Raw genomic sequence first — 17,784 nt, forward strand, 5'->3', positions numbered from 1 at the left:
ATGGAGGTAATTCCTATGTTCACTACCGTAGATAGCTTTATTAACGAATACCAACGCGAATCCGCCACAACACAGCAACTGCTCGACGCCTTAACGGACGCCTCCCTACAACAACCTCAAGCCGAAGGCTATAGGTCGCTAGGTTTCATCGCGTGGCACTTGGTGCACAATGACCGCGGTATGCTGCTCGTAGCAGGGCTCAAATTCGATGCGCCTTCTGCCGCCATCAGCCCGCCTTCAGAGGCTGCAACCGTAGCGGATGCTTACCGTTCAACAACAGCCGGGATCCTGGAAGCTGCCCGTACACAGTTAACAGACGCAAAAATGCTGGAAGTCGTGAACATGTTCGGCCAGCAGTGGACGATCGGCGAAACGCTGTTCGCATTCCTTAAGCATGAAATCCATCACCGTGGACAGCTCACGATTTTGATGCGCCAAGCAGGCGTGCCTGTCATCGGAGCCTATGGTCCTGCCAAAGAACAGTGGGCAAACATTGGGATGCCAATTCCAGCCATTTAACAACGACAAAGCACGCCAAGGAAAGCCTCAAATTTCACGCATTCGTGAGATTTGGGGCTTTTTGGCATGAAGAAAGGACTGACTTCGACATCATTCCTGAACGCTGATCGCAGTGATACATTGAATTCGTCGAACCTTTCATATAAACTAATACCTAACTTGCCTTATCTTGACATAAGGTGCAAAGAGGACCTGCAGAATAGGAGAATGACGAATCATGACGGATAAAGCGCGTGTGCGCATTCGCATTGAGAGCCGGAGCGGGAGCGAGACAACTGTGCAGAAGGCGCGGGGAGACCTGTACCGCAAAGGCAATCACACCTACATCCGCTATGAAGAAGAACGCAGCGAACTTGGACGAACGGTGACGCTTATTAAGCTGGAAGAGAATCAGATCCGCATCGTCCGCCAAGGAGATGTGCAAGCGGAGCAAACGTTTGTGCCTGGCGAGAAACGACTCGGATTTTATCATACGCCGCAAGGTCGCCTGGAACTCGAAATCGAGACGCACGAGCTGACAAGCGAAGCGGAACAGGGCATCGGAATCACGCGATGGAAATACGATTTATATGCATCCGGCACGCATGCGGGGACATACAGGATTAAGTTGTTAATTCAGGAGGAGTAAGAAGAATGGACGTATTAAACGAAGTCAAAGTCATCGTGAAACAAGCGATAGCAGATGCGGTTGCTGCTGCTGGCATTGTGGATGCCGCGCAGTTGCCAGAAATCATTCTGGAAGTACCGAAGGAAAAAACACACGGGGATTTCGCAACGAACATTGCGATGCAATTAACCCGTATTGCCAAGCAGAATCCAAGACAAATCGCCGAGCAGATCATTTCGAACCTGCAGAAAGATAAAGCGAATATCGCGGAAGCAGAGATTGCCGGGCCGGGCTTTATTAATTTTAAAATGAACAAGGTTTACCTTTATCCTGTTATCGCGGACGTACTCGCGCAGGGTGAGCGTTACGGGGCAAGGAACGTGGGCCAAGGGCTGAAAGTGCAAGTGGAGTTTGTCAGCGCCAACCCGACAGGTTCCTTGCATCTCGGACATGCCCGCGGAGCAGCTGTGGGAGATGTGCTGTGTAACGTGCTGGACCTTGCGGGGTACGACGTATCCCGGGAGTACTACATTAACGATGCGGGGAACCAAGTCGTGAATCTGGCCAAATCCATTGAAGCCCGCTATTTGCAAGCGCTTGGACAAGATGCCGAAATGCCGGAAGACGGCTACTTCGGGGAAGATATCAAAGGCTTTGCAGCTGATCTTGCCGCAGAAGAAGGAGATCGTCTGCTGAGCTTGCCGGACGATGAGCGCCGTGCTTTTTTCCGTACGTATGGCTTGAAAAAAGAACTCGACAAAATCAAACGCGACTTAGGCCGTTTTGGTGTACGTTTCGACAACTGGTTCTCCGAGACGTCGATTTATGAAGATAACCTGATTCCACCCGTTCTGCAAGAACTGCGTGACAATGGACATATCTATGAAGAAGAAGGCGCTACTTGGTTGAATACAACACCGCTGGGTGACGACAAGAATCGCGTTTTGATTAAAAATGACGGCTCCTTCACGTACCTGACGCCGGACATCGCTTACCACCGCAATAAATTCGGGCGCGGCTTTGAGCGCTTGATTAACATTTGGGGCGCCGACCACCACGGCTACATCCCGCGGATGAAAGCGGCCATGACGGCGCTGGGCTTCGAAGCGGATCGACTCGTCGTGTTGATCGCGCAAATGGTGAGCCTTTTCCAAAACGGGGAAAAGGTCAAAATGTCCAAACGTACCGGCAAAGCGGTCACGATGGAGGATCTCATGGACGAGGTCGGCGTCGACCCGATCCGCTATTTCTTCGCGATGCGCAGCATGGACTCGCATCTGGACTTTGACATGGACTTAGCGGTATCTCAGTCCAATGAGAACCCGGTTTACTATGTGCAGTACGCACATGCACGGATTTGCTCCATCTTCCGCCAGGCGGAGGAGCAAGGCATCGCGGTGCTCCCGCTGGAGCAGGTTGACCTTGCCCAGCTTTCCTCGGAAGCGGAGTTCGACTTGCTGCGCAAGATCGGCGAGCTTCCGGAAGAGATCGCGATTGCGGCGGAGCAGTACGCGCCGCATCGGATGATCCGCTATGTCTACGAACTGGCCAGCCAGTTCCATAGCTATTACAGAGGCCACTACGTCATCACGGATGACGCGGCCTTGACGCAAGCGCGCCTTGCTTTGCTTGGCGCACTGCGCACGACCCTTGCCAACACGCTTCGCGTAGTCGGCGTATCCGCACCGGAGCGGATGTAATTCACCGCTCCCACCAAAAAGGAGTTAAGCAGCCATGAGCCGCTTAACTCCTTTTTCATTGCGAGTCTCTGATCTGCCTCGCAGCACGCAAAGCCCGTCTGGCATTCAGGTGCCCTGGCTGCCAGCGTGTGCTTTCGCGCTTGTTAATGCCGAGCGCGCACCGGCGCAGCGCGGTTTTGATCTGCTGCGGCGACAAAGGCTTGATGGCCAGCATCAGCGCGATAACGCCGCTGACGTGAGCCGTGGCCATGGATGTGCCGCTAAGCTCATTGTATTTGCCGTGAAGCCAGGACGAGTAAACTCGTTCACCTGGTGCATAGATGTCAATTTGTTTGCCGCGATTGCTGAAGGGAGCTATCCGGCCTAGCCGTGTTGTGGCTCCAACGGAAACGACCTGGGAGAAGCGAGCAGGATAATCAATCGTTTTCCGTTTACCGTCATTACCGGATGAAGCGACAATGACTTTTCCTCTGTAATACGCGTTCAAAACAGCCTGCTCCAGCGCACGGTTGTATGACTTCATGCCGAAGCTCATGTTGATAATATCGAGATCATTGTTTACGCACCAGTCGATTCCGGCAATAATGTCTGAGACATAAGCGCTTCCGGTGTGGTCAAATGCCTTGACAGGGTGAATAATCGATCTGGGTGCGACACCGACGATTCCCGAATTGCGGCCAGTCGCGGCTATGGTGCCTGCAATGTGCGTGCCATGGCCATTATCATCATAAGGGAGCATGCTGCGGTTTAATAAATTGACTCCCCGTGAGATTGAATTGCGTAAGTCCGGGTGATTGTAGTCGATCCCTGTGTCGATGACGCCTACATGGATGTTTTGGCCTAGCGACTTGCTCCAAACTTCAGGTGCGCCAATTTGATCAACGCCCCAGGGGATGGTGTGGGAGCCGGAGCCAGATAGCGTGGTTGCACGTTTGATGAGGGTTCTGCTTCCGACCGATTGGTGAACGGTAATTTTGGTATCTTCTTCGATGACAGGATTGCCTGTGAACTGCTTGAGTTTCGAGTTGGAACGGAGCGTGCAGGAGAAGGCATGGATGATGTCGAGCGTGCGAACCTTGGACAGGTTGGCCAGGCGGGATCTCATTCGCTTCAGCTCGGATTTACATGCGTAGTAGTCCTTGGCTGATGAGAAACGGATCAAATGCTTCTTCCCGGATTGCTTGGTGAGTCCGATTTCCTCATGAAGCGAATGAAGAAAGGTGGCTATATCCATACGTGCCATCCCCCCATGACAGCTAATAATCGAGTCTCCCCTATCCTATGTACAGGTCACCCCTTCTGACCGTGTGATAGCCTTTATAGAAATAAATGGGTGCGAAGCCGTGTCAGATGTGCTGGTTTTACATAGGATAAATAGAGAGGCGCGAGCAGGAGTGTCTCTTCCTCAGGTACTGGAACCGGCTGTGACTCGCTCATACCGCTTCCTTAGGATACAGTCGCAAGCGGAGGGGGACCTTCGCTTGTATTCATTTTCGGGGGGGCTGTCCGAAAGGTTTTTTGCGGGTAGTTGCAATTTTAGAAAAAATAGGTTTTACTTAATGAAGATATTGGATAAGGTAGATAGAAGAAGTGAAGAAGACGGTCGAAAGGGATGTGCCTTAGATGAGTAGCGAATACACACTCAAAATCACCACAGAACAAGCACGCGAAATGCCGATGGTGGATTTGGCGTTTGAATTATTGAAATCGGCGAATACGCCGTTTTATTACCGTGACTTGATGGCAGAAATTGCAAAAATTAAAGGGTTATCCGAGCAGCATGTGATGCAAGTGATTGCCCAACTATATACGGAAATCAACATCGATGGACGTTTTGCTTGCGTAGGTACGAATCTATGGGGCTTGAAGCGTTGGTATCCTGTCGAGAAATCGGATGATGCGGTTGGTAACGCGAAGCGTCCAAGAATCATCAATGATGAAGACGACGATCTGGATGAAGACATCTACGCGGAGGAAGAAGATACATACGCAGAGGAAGACGAGTACGATGCGTTCGGTACGGAATCCGAAGAGGAAGAAGCGGAAGAAGATACAGAATTCTTTGAGGATGAAGAGATTGAAGAGGATCTTGGCGAAGAAGGTATCGAGGAGTCCGACGACGAGGATGAAGACGATCTGGACGAAGATTCCGATTTGGATGAGGACGATTCCGATCTGGATGACGAGGATGACGACGACAAATAACTTGTCTTGACAGCCGCCGCCCGTTCAGAGTAAACTATTGCATGGGCTTTAAAAGAATCTTAACAAATCGCGCAAGCGTTCAAAAAGTGCCCCGTCTACTCACGGGTGTCACTTTTTTTTGTTTTCAGGCTGTTTTTTTCACCAGATTTTCATGAAAACCCTCATTTAGTAGACACTAAATCTGAGGCAGTGGCACCACGACAACGATAGCGAATGCTTACGGTGTAAGCTTTTTGCATAGAAAGACACAGGCCGGTGATCTGGCACTACTAACGTATGCGTACGTTGCAATTTTCAACTAAAAAACTATTAGGAGGCGTACATAGTGACAAAATACATTTTCGTTACGGGGGGCGTAGTTTCATCCCTTGGCAAAGGAATTACTGCAGCTTCCTTAGGAAGATTGCTGAAGAACAGAGGTCTGAAAGTTACGATTCAAAAGTTTGATCCGTACATCAACGTGGATCCAGGGACAATGAGCCCTTATCAGCATGGTGAAGTTTTCGTAACCGATGACGGAGCTGAAACGGATTTGGATTTAGGCCATTATGAGCGTTTCATCGATATCAACCTGTCCAAAAGCTCGAACGTAACTTCAGGCAAGGTGTACTCCTCCGTTATTACCAAAGAGCGTAGAGGGGAATATCTCGGGGGTACGGTACAAGTTATTCCTCACATTACGAATGAAATCAAAGATCGTGTATTGCGAGCGGGCCGTGAGGCGCAATCCGACGTTGTTATTACTGAAATCGGCGGAACCGTTGGCGATATCGAGAGCCTTCCTTTCTTGGAAGCTATCCGTCAAATGAAAAATGATATCGGCCGCGAGAATGTGATGTATATTCACGTTACGCTGATTCCTTATATCAAAGCTGCAGGTGAAGTGAAAACTAAACCGACACAGCACAGTGTAAAAGAACTGCGCGGCTTAGGCATTCAGCCTCACGTTATTGTTTGCCGTACCGAACATTCTTTGACAGAAGATATGAAGCGTAAGCTTGCCCTATTCTGTGACATTGATCCAGCGGCTGTAATCGAGTGTAAAGATGCAGAAACACTTTACGAAGTGCCAATGATGCTTCGCGAACAAGGACTTGACGATTATGTCGTTAACCACTTGAAGCTCAAAACGAATGAACCGGACATGACCGAGTGGGAAAGTCTTGTTCGTAAAGTGAAATCCTTGACGAAGAAGACAGAAATCGCCATTGTCGGGAAATATGTTGCTTTGCATGATGCTTATTTGAGTATTGTTGAAGCGCTTGGACATGCCGGCATCGATAACGACTCCGAGATCAACATTCGTTGGGTAAATGCAGAAGAAATTTATGACCACAACGTGGATGATCTGCTTTCCGGCGTACAAGGTATCTTGGTGCCAGGCGGTTTCGGTGATCGTGGTATTGAAGGTAAAGTATCTGCTATTCGTTATGCTCGCGAGAAGAAAATACCTTTCTTCGGCATTTGCTTGGGTATGCAGGTGGCTGTTATTGAGTATGCGCGTTCTGTTTCAGGTTTGGATGGAGCGAACTCCTCCGAAATTAATCCGACTACGGCTTATCCGGTTATCGATCTTCTGCCAGAACAGAAGGATATTGAGAATTTAGGCGGTACTATGCGTCTTGGTCTCTATCCGTGCAAAATTGTTCCAGGTTCATTGGCGGAGAAATGCTACAATGATGAACTTGTTTACGAGAGACATCGTCACCGGTATGAGTTCAACAATGAATACCGCGAGTTGATCGAATCCGCTGGTTTGCGCATTTCCGGTACGTCCCCGGACGGCCGTTTGGTCGAAATGGTGGAGCTTCCAGGCCACCCTTGGTTCTTGGCGGTACAGTTCCATCCGGAATTCACATCCCGTCCGAACCGTCCGCAGCCGCTATTCCGTGAATTCGTGAAGGCTGCTCAAGGAATTGCGCGTAGCTAACTCGCTATGTGAACTACCTCCTGTAAAACAACTTATTTGTAAAAGTTTTCAATTTGGTTCTCTCTCATGAAGGAAAACGGAAATGAATAGCGAATACGTTATGTATCTGTGAAGTGCAGGGGATTTGTTATTCGTTTTCGGGAGGGAACTAGGCGGATGAAGAAAAAGGTACTGATTGTCGATGATCAAAATGGAATTCGCGTACTGCTAATGGAGGTTTTCAGCAACGAAGGATACGATACCTATCAAGCCTCTAATGGTAAATTGGCTTTAGAAATCGTCAAAAATTCTTCGCCGGACCTACTATTACTGGATATGAAAATTCCCGGTATGGATGGCCTAGATATTCTCAAGCACGTTAAAGCAATTGATGCCTCGATCAAAGTGATCATGATGACAGCTTATGGTGAGCTGGATATGATTAAAGAAGCGACGGACCTGGGTGCTATCATGCATTTTACGAAGCCGTTTGACATTGATGAGTTGCGCATGGCGGTTAACATGCAGTTAAATAATGAGTCAAGCAGTGGTTTTGCCGTGGGATCCTAGTCATAGGGTCTTTTTTTGTGGCTGAGAAGCGTGGGCTTGGTTATCATTTGAAAGTATATGTGCTATAATAACTCAGGTATGACAAGAGCGGTCAACGCAAAACTACAAAAAGGTTCTAGGAGGAAGAGAAACATGGCATTGGTTTCAATGAATGAGTTTTTACCTAAAGCAAAAGCGAACAAATTCGCGGTGGGTCAATTTAACATGAACAACCTTGAGTTCGCTCAAGCGATTGTGGATGCTGCAATCGAGCTGAAATCCCCTTTCATTTACGGTGTTAGCGAAGGCGCACTGAAATATATGGGTATCGAATTTACAGTAGCAATTGCTGAAGCTGCAGCCAAAAAATCCGGTCTGCCGATCGCTTTGCACTTGGATCACGGCAGCTCCTTTGAAGTAGCAATGAAATGTATCCGCGCAGGATTCAGCTCCGTTATGTTCGACGGTTCACACTACTCTTTCGAAGAAAACATCCGTTTGACGAAAGAAGTTGTTAAAGCGGCTCGTGCAATGGGCGTATCCGTTGAAGGTGAGCTTGGAACAATCGGTGGTGTTGAGGATGACATCTCGGTAGACGAAGAGCACGCTAACCTTGCAAAACCTGAAGAAGCTATCCGCTTCTACGAAGAGACAGGCGTTGACTGTTTGGCAATCGCAGTAGGTACAGCACATGGTATGTACGCTGGCGAACCTAACATCCATTTTGACATTATCGAGCAAGTTTCCAAAGCAATCCCAGTTCCAGTTGTATTACACGGTGGTTCTGGTGTTCCTGACGAAATGATTCGTAAATCGATCGCTGCAGGCGTTGGTAAAATCAATGTTAACACTGAGAACCAAGTAGCATGCACAGAAACGATCCGCGCAGTTCTGAACAAGGACGCTAAAATTTATGATCCTCGTAAATATCTAACCCCAGCTCGTAACGCAATGGTCGAAGTTGTAAAATCCAAAATTCAATTGTTCGGAAGCAGCAACCAAGCTTAATTATAATTGTATAGATGCAGTGGGAAATGCCGCAAGACGCAAACGGAGGATGCGAAATGTCCGCCGTTTGCATGCTTGCGGGCGTTTCCTTCTTCTATTTTTTGTCTTCAGTTGTTACTAGGACTGTAAGCGTTTTTGTTATTGATGTTCTTATTTCCTTTTATTTGTTCATGTTCATTTCAATAGATTGTGATACAATTTTGGTTGCAATTGGCGTTTAGGTTGTGGAGTTTGCGTTACAGGAAGGCACCTGGATTTAGGGGGAGAATCATGTTGGAGAAATTAATGGTGGTCGGGGGACGTCCACTACGGGGGACTGTTCAAATTAGCGGAGCTAAGAATAGTGCGGTTGCACTTATTCCAGCTGCGATTCTTGCTGAAACGCCGGTAACGTTGGATAATCTGCCGCATTTAAGCGATGTGGCTACATATACAGAAATTTTGACGGATTTAGGAGCTACCATCGATTGGAACGAAGATCGGATGACGATCGATCCTAGCAGAATGAAGTCTCTTCCAATGCCTAATGGAAAAGTTAAGAAGTTAAGAGCTTCCTATTATTTGATGGGAGCGCTGCTCGGAAGGTTCGGGGAAGCGAATATCGGTTTGCCGGGCGGATGCAATTTTGAACCACGTCCAATCGATTTGCATATCAAAGGCTTTGAAGCTTTAGGGGCTGAAGTAAGCAATGAGAATGGCGCATTAAGAATTCGGGCCAAAGAGCTGCGTGGAGCGAAGATTTACTTGGATATGGCGAGCGTAGGAGCTACGATCAACATTATGTTGGCGGCTTCACGTGCCAAGGGTAATACAATTATTGAAAATGCGGCGAAAGAGCCTGAAATTATAGATGTAGCTACATTGTTGAACTCGATGGGTGCAAGAATCAAGGGTGCTGGTACCGATACCATTCGGATTGAAGGGGTAACGGAGATGCATGGCTGCCGCCATTCCATCATTCCTGACCGGATTCAAGCGGGAACGTATATGATTGCAGCAGCTGCTACGCGCGGCGATGTGACTGTAGATAACGTCATTCCTAAACATATGGAAGCATTAACAGCGAAACTTCAAGAAATGGGTGTACATATCTACGAGATGGATGAATCCATTCGTGTAGTAGGTCAGCCTGAGTACTCTAGCGTCGATGTAAAAGCATTAATTTACCCAGGGTTTGCAACAGATTTGCAATCTCCAATGGCAAGCCTATTGTGCCAAGCTAGAGGAGTTAGTATACTAACGGATCATGTTTACAGCAATCGTTTCAAGCACATTCCTGAGCTCGTGCGGATGGGTGCTAAGATGAAAGTTGAAGGACGCTCCGCCATTATCGAAGGATCCGAGCTTAGCTCGGCGAAGGTTCGGGCAACGGATTTGCGAGCAGGAGCATCCCTAGTGCTGGCTGGTCTTAGCGTAAGAACAGGCGGTATTACCGAGGTGTCCGGCGTTGAGTTTATTGACCGTGGGTATGAGAACTTAGTCTTCAATTTATCTTCACTGGGTGCCGAGGTTTGGCGCGAGAGCGAAGAGTAAGGAATAAAGTTCCAGACAACAGGCAATGCTAGAATCCAATTGAAAATTTAATAGTTTGGTGGTTGAAACATGAGCATGCAGCTTGCTGAGCTTGAAGTACTCAAGCTTACTGAATTATATAAACTAGCTAAGAAACATCAGATTCCATACTACGGTACGCTGAAGAAAAAAGAACTCATCTTTGCAATTTTACGTGCACAAGCTGCTGAAAGTGGTCTAATGTTTATGCAAGGTGTCCTCGAAATTCTTCAAGAGGGCTTTGGTTTCTTGCGTCCCATTAACTATCTTCCAAGCTCAGAAGACATTTATATTTCTGCTTCCCAAATTCGCAAATTCGATTTGCGCTCCGGGGATATTGTATCAGGCAAATGCCGTCCTCCTAAAGAGAATGAGCGCTATTTCGGGCTTCTTCAGGTCGAAGCGGTTAATGGCGAGAAACCGGAAACAGCTGCCGAGCGGCTTCATTTCCCTGCCTTGACGCCACTCTATCCGGATACGCGTATTACGCTTGAAACAGAGCCTAATAAGGTTTCCATGCGTATCATGGATTTGCTTGCGCCTGTAGGTCTAGGCCAACGTGGATTGATTGTTGCGCCTCCCAAAGCAGGTAAAACATTGCTGCTGAAGGAAATTGCCAACAGTATTTCTACGAACTACCCTGACATTGAGCTTTTCGTACTGCTGATCGATGAGCGTCCAGAGGAAGTTACGGACATGCAGCGTTCTGTGAAAGGAGAAGTTGTTGCTTCTACTTTTGACGAGCTGCCTGAGAATCATATTAAAGTTGCTGAATTAGTCCTGGAACGCGCTATGCGTCTAGTTGAACATAAGAAAGACGTTGTTATTTTGCTGGACAGCATCACTCGTTTGGCTAGGGCTTACAACCTTGTAGTTCCGCCAACAGGCCGGACACTATCCGGTGGTATCGATCCTGGCGCATTTCATCGTCCGAAGCGTTTCTTCGGGGCTGCCCGTAACATCGAGGAAGGCGGCAGCTTAACGATTCTCGCTACAGCACTTGTGGAGACGGGTTCGCGTATGGACGACGTCATCTACGAGGAATTTAAAGGGACAGGTAATCTTGAGCTGCATCTGGATCGTAAAATGGCGGAACGCCGTATTTTCCCTGCTATCGACATTCGCAGATCCGGTACGCGCCGCGAAGAGGCGCTGCTGAGCAAAGATGAGCTCGAGAAGGTATGGGCGCTCCGCAAAGGTATGAACGATTCGCACGAATACACTGAGTCCTTCATCAAAAAACTTGCCGAAACGAAAACGAATCAAGAGTTCTTGGATTCTTTGGCTTCTCCATCGACAGGCGCTTCAACGTCAACAGGAGCAAGCAAAGGAAAAGTGAAAAACTCAGCATCTTAAGGAGATGCGGAAGATGCGTTAACGCATAAAGAGGAGTACCGTTATGAATTTGGTTTATTCAGACTCACAAGGAAACGTTTTTGACCATCCGGATTTTTTGGCGCTTGGTCGAAATGCTGAAATGATCACAGAAATTATGGAAGACGAGTTGATTCCGCTGCCCGAAGGGGCGACGCTTGTCAGTCTTCCTTTTACACGGCCAGTAGGCATAGATGCTGAGACTGGCGATATGAAGCTGGTGCCAGGCGATTATCATGCTGTCGGTGCGCTGCTGCCGCAAGGGTTTACCCGTTTACTGCTGCCCGGTTACGTTAAATCCGACAAGACCAAGGCGCTGCCGCTGTTCGGTTATACGGCTGTTGTATGGAAGGATGACGCTTTCTATGTAGCTGCTCGACTAACGGATAATCCCTACTTCTGGAATCCGATTCATTGCGATGTGACGGAGCTGGAGTCCCAGGTCAAAACCTTATCGGCTAAGTATCCGGAAAACCGCTTGTACGCGCACTTATCCAACTGCGCACTCGGTTATGAGTGCCTGACCGCTTCGAATACCTTCCTACAGCGCTGGGAAGGCGCTGTTCCGGTCTCCTATTCCTGTAACGCAGGCTGCTTCGGATGTATCTCGGAACAGCCGGATGAGAGCGGCTTTGTGGCTCCGCAGACGCGTATGAATTTTAAACCTCAGATCGAAGAGATCACGCAGATCATGTTGGAGCACCTACGTACACCGGATAGCATCATCTCCTTCGGACAAGGATGTGAAGGTGAGCCTAGCACGCAAGCGGCGCTTATTATTCCGGCGATCAAGCAGGTTCGTGAGCAGACGAAGATGGGTTACATCAACATCAACACGAATGCTGGGCTGACAGACCATATCCGCGGCATTGTAGACGCCGGGCTTGACCTGATGCGAGTGAGTACGATCAGTGCTTTGGACGATCACTATAATGCGTATTACAAGCCTAGAGCTTACACGCTGAAAAATGTAGAAAAATCCCTTCGCTACGCAACGGACAATGGTGTCATCACTTCTATCAATTATCTTGTTTTCCCGGGGGTAACGGATCGAGAAGAAGAGATTGAGGCTATGATCGAATTCGTGCGTAGAACGGGATTAAAATTAATTCAATTGCGCAACCTGAATATTGACCCTGAAAGTTATTTGGGGATTATCCCTAAGGCTCGGGGCGAGCTGCTTGGCATGAAGCAAATGATTGAGATTTTCGAGCAGGAATTGCCGGATGTTGTGCTTGGATCTTACTCGCATACGCCAAAGTTCTACGCCAGCGACAGAAATACGACAATGGTCCTCTAAGTTAGGGATCCACTCGTTTTTCCATTGCATTCGAAGTTGCGAATATGCTACAATGCAAAAGTACCTAAGGTACGTCCATTAACTCTGATTCAGCAAATGATTCAGGGCGGAAAGAGGTGAACCAACATGAAAGCAGGTATTCATCCTACTTATCATGCAACCACAGTGACTTGCGCTTGTGGTAATGTGTTCGAAACGGGTTCAATCAAGCAAAATCTTCGCGTTGAGATTTGCTCCAATTGCCATCCTTTCTACACTGGTAAACAAAAGTTTATCGATGTAGGCGGCCGTGTCGACAAGTTCAAAAAGAAATACGGAATCTAATTGGTATCAATTACTTTGCTGCCAATCAGCATAAGACGTCCTCCCTTGGTCATCCTAAGTTTAGACTTAGAGTCCAATGGGAGGTGTTTTTATGTTCAAGGGTATGCGAAGAATAACCTTAGCCATCCTGCTTACCATGAGCTTGGCCGGGTGCGGCATCAATTCGAGTAACAAAAACCCGCCGCAGACGGATACGGGCAATAATAAAGCGCAAAATTACAAGCGGGACGGGTATTTGGGCATCACCAATGTGAATCCGAACGACCCGCTGAATCCAACGTATCATCACTATGAGGATGATTCGAACTTAATGAAAAATGTGCTCGCACAGTTTCAAGGAATCGAGAAATCCAATATTGCCATCAACGGACCCAATGCTCGTGTGAAAATAAAAGCAAAGCCGCACTTGACGGCGGCGCAAGTTGAAGAGCTTCGCTCTCAAGTGCAAAACGCTTTTGATACCAATATGCCGCGTTACAAAACAACGGTGAAAATATCGCGATGATCAAGGGGGTCAGGTATATTTTCCCCCTTAGTTGCTATTTACAGGTGAATCAGCTATACTATTTTTACTGTGCTAGACGGGGAGGTAGCGGTGCCCTGTAACTCGCAATCCGCTGTAGCGGGGTTGAATTCCTGTTAGCGGTACTGTGATGTGAGGTCTGGCTCTTACACGTGGTGTTGAGAGTTGGGTCCTTCGCAATGAATGCTCATGAACCCGGTCAGGTCTGGAAGGAAGCAGCCGTAAGTGAGATGTTTCATGTGCCGAGGGGCTGCCTGACTTGAGCTAACGATAAGAGTTCGCTTGTATCACTTTATCAATAACAGGTGCACGGTTTATAATGAAATTTCATATGACTTTGAACTTGGACGCCTTCTCATGAGGCGTTTTTTATTTTGTCTGTCCGCATCAGATCCGGATTCCATGTTTGATCCTCTATTTCATCCCCTGTTGCGATATAGTATAATGGATTCAGCATTCCACGCAGGGATTAATGGAGAGGAACACTATGGCACATATTGCTCTATATCGAACGTGGAGGTCTCAGACGTTTCGTGAGGTTGTCGGTCAGAAACATATCACGCAGACACTGCAGAATTCTTTGCGAGAAAATCGCCTTACCCATGCTTATTTGTTCAACGGACCACGGGGAACAGGGAAGACAAGTACGGCCAAAATATTAGCCAAAGCAGTTAACTGCTTAAACGGTCCGGCTGAAGAGCCGTGCAACGCTTGCTCTGCCTGTGAACGCATCACGGACGGCGCTGTCATGGATGTCGTTGAGATTGACGCCGCTTCTAACCGCGGTGTTGAAGAAATTCGGGATATTCGGGATAAAGTCAAGTATGCTCCTACCGAAGTCAGACAGAAGGTCTATATCATCGACGAAGTGCACATGCTGACTACAGAGGCTTTCAACGCATTGCTCAAAACACTTGAAGAGCCGCCCGCCCATGTGATGTTCATACTAGCGACGACGGAGCCGCATAAGATTCCGGCAACGATTATTTCTCGCTGTCAGCGCTTTGACTTTCGCCGTGTTTCGATGGATGATCAGGTGCAGCGGCTGAAATATATTTGTGATCAGGAGCAGATTTCCATTAACGAGGAAGCGCTCCATTATATCGCGAGATTGTCTGATGGCGGGATGCGCGATGCGCTCAGCCTTCTGGATCAAGCGACCTCTTTTGCAACAGGGGAAGTGCAGCTCTCGGACATCTTGTCCATCACCGGCGGGGTGGCTTCCGATCAATTCAAGAAGCTCGTGCTTTGTATCAAAGACAAGAACCTTGGCGCCGCGCTAGAGCTAATCGATACATTTATGCAAGAAGGCAAAAGCGCTGACAAATGCATCGAGAATTTGATTAATTATTTCCGCGATTTGCTCATGGTTCGCATGGTGCCGAATTCGCCGGTCATTACAGAACGCGTGTTTGATATGCGCGAGCTCAGTGAAATTGCCAGCCATTTTACGCCAAACGAAATGATGGGCATGATAGAAATACTGAATCACTATCAGAGTGAGATGAAGTATTCCGTCCAGCCCCAAACCCTGCTCGAGATTTCAATTATGAAAATGTGCGGCGGTCATAGCGGCGAAGGACATACGGCTGTCAGCGCAGGGGCAGATCCGGGAAGCCGGATGCCGCAAGGCGATCTTTTTGCTCAAATGACCCAGAAGCTCAAACAACTTGAAGATCAGATAGCAGGACTGTTAAAATCGGGAGTATCGGGTGCGGCCGTTGAAACGAAACCAGCTCCCAAAATGCCGGTGGCCTCTGCTCCGTCCAAGAAGTCAGGGATCAAGCTCGATGGATACCTGAAGGCCTCGGAAGGTCCGGATACCAAGGCAGCTCTAATGAAATGGAGTCAGGTACTGGGTCTGGTCAAGGAGAAGAAGATTACTGTCCATGCTTGGTTTGTGAATGGTGATCTGGTCTCGATGCTCGATGATGTGGTATTGGTTGCGTTCAAGAATGAAATGCACCGTAACACCACAGAGAAACCGGAGAACAAACTCATTATCGAGCAAGTGCTCAGCTCAGTGTTCGGCAAGTCCATGCGCTTGCTTACGGTTATGCGCAAGGAGTGGGACGACGCCAAGAGTGATGCGACTAGCAGTCCGCCTGAAGTTCTGGAGCTTGTGGCAGAAGAAGGCAGCCCAGGATCTTCACCCAAAGAGGAGTGGATCTCCGAAGCAATTCAACTGTTTGGCGAAGATTTAGTGACCATTAAAGAAGACTAGACTAAATACAAAGGAGCAAACAAAAATGAATAACATGAACCAAATGATGAAACAAGTGAAGAAAATGCAAGAGCAAATGATGAAAGCTCAAGAAGAACTGGGCACGAAAATCATTGAAGGCACAGCTGGCGGCGGCGTTGTTACTTGTACAGTGAATGGACACAAGAAAGTACAAAGCATCACAATCAAGCCTGAGGCTGTTGATCCGGATGATGTTGAAATGCTGCAAGACCTTGTGCTTACAGCTGTCAATGACGCGATGACGAAAGCGGAAGAAATCGCGAATAAAGATATGGGCAAATTCACAGGTGGAATGAACATCCCTGGTTTGTTCTAGTCACAACCATGAGCTACGATTCTGAAAGATGAGGGAGAACTTCCTTTGTATTACCCCGAACCGATTTCTAAGTTAATCGATGCCTTCTCCCGCCTGCCGGGGGTAGGCCCCAAAACGGCGGGACGCCTTGCCTTTCATGTACTTCGTATGAAAGAAGAAGATGTGATTGATTTTGCGAAGGCGCTCGTCAACGTGAAAAGAAACCTCCACTACTGTTCCGTCTGCTGCAACATTACCGATGTCGATCCTTGCCGGATCTGTCAAGATAAGAATAGGGATGGTTCCGTCATTTGCGTCGTACAGGAGCCTAAGGATTTGGTTGCTTTGGAGCGCACCAAAGAGTTCGAAGGCTACTATCATGTCCTGCATGGGGCAATTTCCCCTATGGAAGGGATCGGACCCGATCAAATTCATATCGCCGAGTTACTCAAGCGGTTGGGGGATGAAACCGTACAGGAATTAATTTTGGCCACGAACCCGAACATCGAAGGTGAAGCTACGGCCATGTACCTGTCTCGGTTAGTGAAGCCGTTTGGCCTGAAGGTTACGCGTATCGCGCACGGACTACCTGTTGGCGGCGACTTGGAATATGCGGATGAAGTAACACTGTCCAAAGCCATGGAAGGCCGCAGGGAATTATAAATAGCGTTATCAAGCAAAAGGGGGCTGAAGAGCTCTCTTTTTTTTCGTGTAAAGGCAGTGCGTTAGTTCTAATTGCTCTATTTCTCCCATAAGCATAAGGGGAGATTAACCCGCATTTGGGGTCATGGAGGTTTGCTGATGAGACCAGCACTATTAGGCATGCACGGAAGGAAGAATCCACAGACGAAAAAAGGGGCAAAAGAGGAACTTCTGCGGGACAAGCAATTGCTGCTGCAAGAGATCCGTTCGGCACATGCGAATTGGGTGGCAGCTCAGGCGCATTTTGAGTTTGCCTTGGACAAGGATCAGATTGACTATGCCATCTATGCGATGGAGGCGGCTGAGAAGAGATTTGAAATGCTCATCAAGCAGGCTAAAAGGCTAAATCTGAGCATGATTGACACTGATCGATTACTGGAGGTGTAGACGTGTATATTAAATATGCGGTATGGGGATTACTCATACTATCCTCACTATTGCTGCTAGTTACCATATTGCGCAACAGAGGGGCAGGCAGATTATTGTCTGGTCTGACATTGAATGTTGTTGTAGCAGCCTTCCTGCTATATGCTTTAAATTTGCTGAGCACCTATACGCAGGTGGATTTGCCGATTAATACAGCTACGCTAGGGACAGTAACGGTGCTAGGTGTACCGGGTGTTATTCTGCTTGTTGGATTAAAACTGACCTTGTTATAGGTGGAAGGAAAATACAGTTGTCATATGGGTTGACTCGGAAGCAGCATCTATGTTATCTTATAAAAGTTGCCGATGAGACATGCGGGAATAACGAGTAACTTGAGAAAAACAAGTTGCAAAACTAAAGTTAGTGTGGTATATTGAACTTCCTGCTTTCGAAAGAGAGCGGATAGGACAAGAGTTCTTGATCTTTGAAAACTGAACAACGAGTGAGTAAGACAGTCGAGTAATCGACTTTAAATGAGATTGTAAAATCTCGCTAGCAAGTCAATGAGCTATTCAGCTTTTCTATTATGGAGAGTTTGATCCTGGCT

At 47.8% G+C, this 17,784-nt stretch carries 18 protein-coding genes and 1 other RNA gene; 18 read left to right on the forward strand and 1 reads right to left on the reverse strand.

The genetic code is table 11. The annotated features are described in order from the left end of the window. The first annotated feature begins 15 nt into the window (after positions 1-15). The 3 genes from AC3WTJ_RS37535 (at position 16) to argS (ending at position 2,826) form a co-directional block, all read left to right on the forward strand. Positions 16-519 carry a DinB family protein gene (locus AC3WTJ_RS37535; RefSeq protein ID WP_407869851.1) on the forward strand — a complete coding sequence of 168 codons (504 nt, stop codon included), beginning with the start codon at positions 16-18 and terminating at the stop codon, positions 517-519. Between the two features lie 217 nt (positions 520-736). Then, positions 737-1,147, forward strand: coding sequence for a YwiB family protein (locus AC3WTJ_RS37540; protein ID WP_127457631.1), 411 nt, complete (start codon positions 737-739; stop codon positions 1,145-1,147). Positions 1,148-1,152: 5 nt separating this feature from the next. Beyond that, a complete protein-coding gene (argS, locus tag AC3WTJ_RS37545) occupies positions 1,153-2,826 on the forward strand; it encodes an arginine--tRNA ligase (protein WP_492526838.1) in 1,674 nt (557 codons plus the stop codon). A 55-nt stretch (positions 2,827-2,881) separates the two neighbouring features. On the opposite strand, the gene AC3WTJ_RS37550 is transcribed toward argS, so the two are convergent. Continuing rightward, positions 2,882-4,060, reverse strand: coding sequence for a S8 family peptidase (locus AC3WTJ_RS37550; protein WP_492526840.1), 1,179 nt, complete (start codon positions 4,058-4,060; stop codon positions 2,882-2,884). A gap of 389 nt (positions 4,061-4,449) precedes the next feature. Here AC3WTJ_RS37550 and rpoE point away from each other — a divergent pair, with 389 nt between their 5' ends. The 15 genes from rpoE to AC3WTJ_RS37625 all read left to right on the forward strand — a co-directional run bounded on the left by rpoE (position 4,450) and on the right by AC3WTJ_RS37625 (position 17,470). Continuing rightward, positions 4,450-5,031: a DNA-directed RNA polymerase subunit delta gene (gene rpoE / locus AC3WTJ_RS37555; RefSeq protein ID WP_127457628.1), complete on the forward strand. Its 582-nt coding sequence runs from the start codon at positions 4,450-4,452 to the stop codon at positions 5,029-5,031. A 325-nt stretch (positions 5,032-5,356) separates the two neighbouring features. Next, positions 5,357-6,961, forward strand: a complete 1,605-nt coding sequence (gene pyrG, locus AC3WTJ_RS37560) for a CTP synthase (protein WP_181646500.1) — start codon at positions 5,357-5,359, stop codon at positions 6,959-6,961. A gap of 156 nt (positions 6,962-7,117) precedes the next feature. Then, on the forward strand, positions 7,118-7,510 hold the full coding sequence (locus AC3WTJ_RS37565) for a response regulator (protein ID WP_079418635.1): 393 nt from the start codon (positions 7,118-7,120) through the stop codon (positions 7,508-7,510). A 132-nt stretch (positions 7,511-7,642) separates the two neighbouring features. Continuing rightward, complete coding sequence (gene fba / locus AC3WTJ_RS37570; RefSeq protein ID WP_157318258.1) at positions 7,643-8,497, forward strand: class II fructose-1,6-bisphosphate aldolase; 855 nt, start codon at positions 7,643-7,645, stop codon at positions 8,495-8,497. A gap of 273 nt (positions 8,498-8,770) precedes the next feature. Beyond that, positions 8,771-10,030, forward strand: a complete 1,260-nt coding sequence (gene murA, locus AC3WTJ_RS37575; RefSeq protein ID WP_127457668.1) for a UDP-N-acetylglucosamine 1-carboxyvinyltransferase — start codon at positions 8,771-8,773, stop codon at positions 10,028-10,030. Between the two features lie 69 nt (positions 10,031-10,099). Continuing rightward, entirely contained in the window at positions 10,100-11,404 is a 1,305-nt protein-coding gene (gene rho / locus AC3WTJ_RS37580; protein WP_157318257.1) for a transcription termination factor Rho, read from the forward strand. A 43-nt stretch (positions 11,405-11,447) separates the two neighbouring features. Beyond that, positions 11,448-12,722, forward strand: a complete 1,275-nt coding sequence (locus AC3WTJ_RS37585) for a radical SAM family protein (protein WP_492526844.1) — start codon at positions 11,448-11,450, stop codon at positions 12,720-12,722. Positions 12,723-12,848: 126 nt separating this feature from the next. After that, complete coding sequence (gene rpmE / locus AC3WTJ_RS37590; RefSeq protein ID WP_029197218.1) at positions 12,849-13,046, forward strand: 50S ribosomal protein L31; 198 nt, start codon at positions 12,849-12,851, stop codon at positions 13,044-13,046. 91 nt (positions 13,047-13,137) lie between these two features. Further along, positions 13,138-13,551 (forward strand): hypothetical protein, encoded by a 414-nt coding sequence (locus tag AC3WTJ_RS37595; RefSeq protein ID WP_492526846.1) that lies wholly within the window; start codon positions 13,138-13,140, stop codon positions 13,549-13,551. A 67-nt stretch (positions 13,552-13,618) separates the two neighbouring features. After that, positions 13,619-13,882, forward strand: an RNA gene (gene ffs, locus AC3WTJ_RS37600) — signal recognition particle sRNA large type. 174 nt (positions 13,883-14,056) lie between these two features. Beyond that, positions 14,057-15,793 carry a DNA polymerase III subunit gamma/tau gene (gene dnaX / locus AC3WTJ_RS37605; protein ID WP_492526848.1) on the forward strand — a complete coding sequence of 579 codons (1,737 nt, stop codon included), beginning with the start codon at positions 14,057-14,059 and terminating at the stop codon, positions 15,791-15,793. A 25-nt stretch (positions 15,794-15,818) separates the two neighbouring features. Further along, complete coding sequence (locus AC3WTJ_RS37610; protein ID WP_127457621.1) at positions 15,819-16,130, forward strand: YbaB/EbfC family nucleoid-associated protein; 312 nt, start codon at positions 15,819-15,821, stop codon at positions 16,128-16,130. A gap of 45 nt (positions 16,131-16,175) precedes the next feature. After that, positions 16,176-16,772, forward strand: coding sequence for a recombination mediator RecR (recR, locus tag AC3WTJ_RS37615; RefSeq protein WP_127457620.1), 597 nt, complete (start codon positions 16,176-16,178; stop codon positions 16,770-16,772). 138 nt (positions 16,773-16,910) lie between these two features. After that, positions 16,911-17,198 (forward strand): DUF2508 family protein, encoded by a 288-nt coding sequence (locus AC3WTJ_RS37620; RefSeq protein ID WP_127457619.1) that lies wholly within the window; start codon positions 16,911-16,913, stop codon positions 17,196-17,198. Positions 17,199-17,200: 2 nt separating this feature from the next. After that, positions 17,201-17,470, forward strand: a complete 270-nt coding sequence (locus tag AC3WTJ_RS37625; RefSeq protein WP_492526851.1) for a pro-sigmaK processing inhibitor BofA family protein — start codon at positions 17,201-17,203, stop codon at positions 17,468-17,470. Positions 17,471-17,784 lie beyond the last annotated feature (314 nt).

The organism is Paenibacillus sp. FW101-FHT12H11, assembly GCF_058790355.1.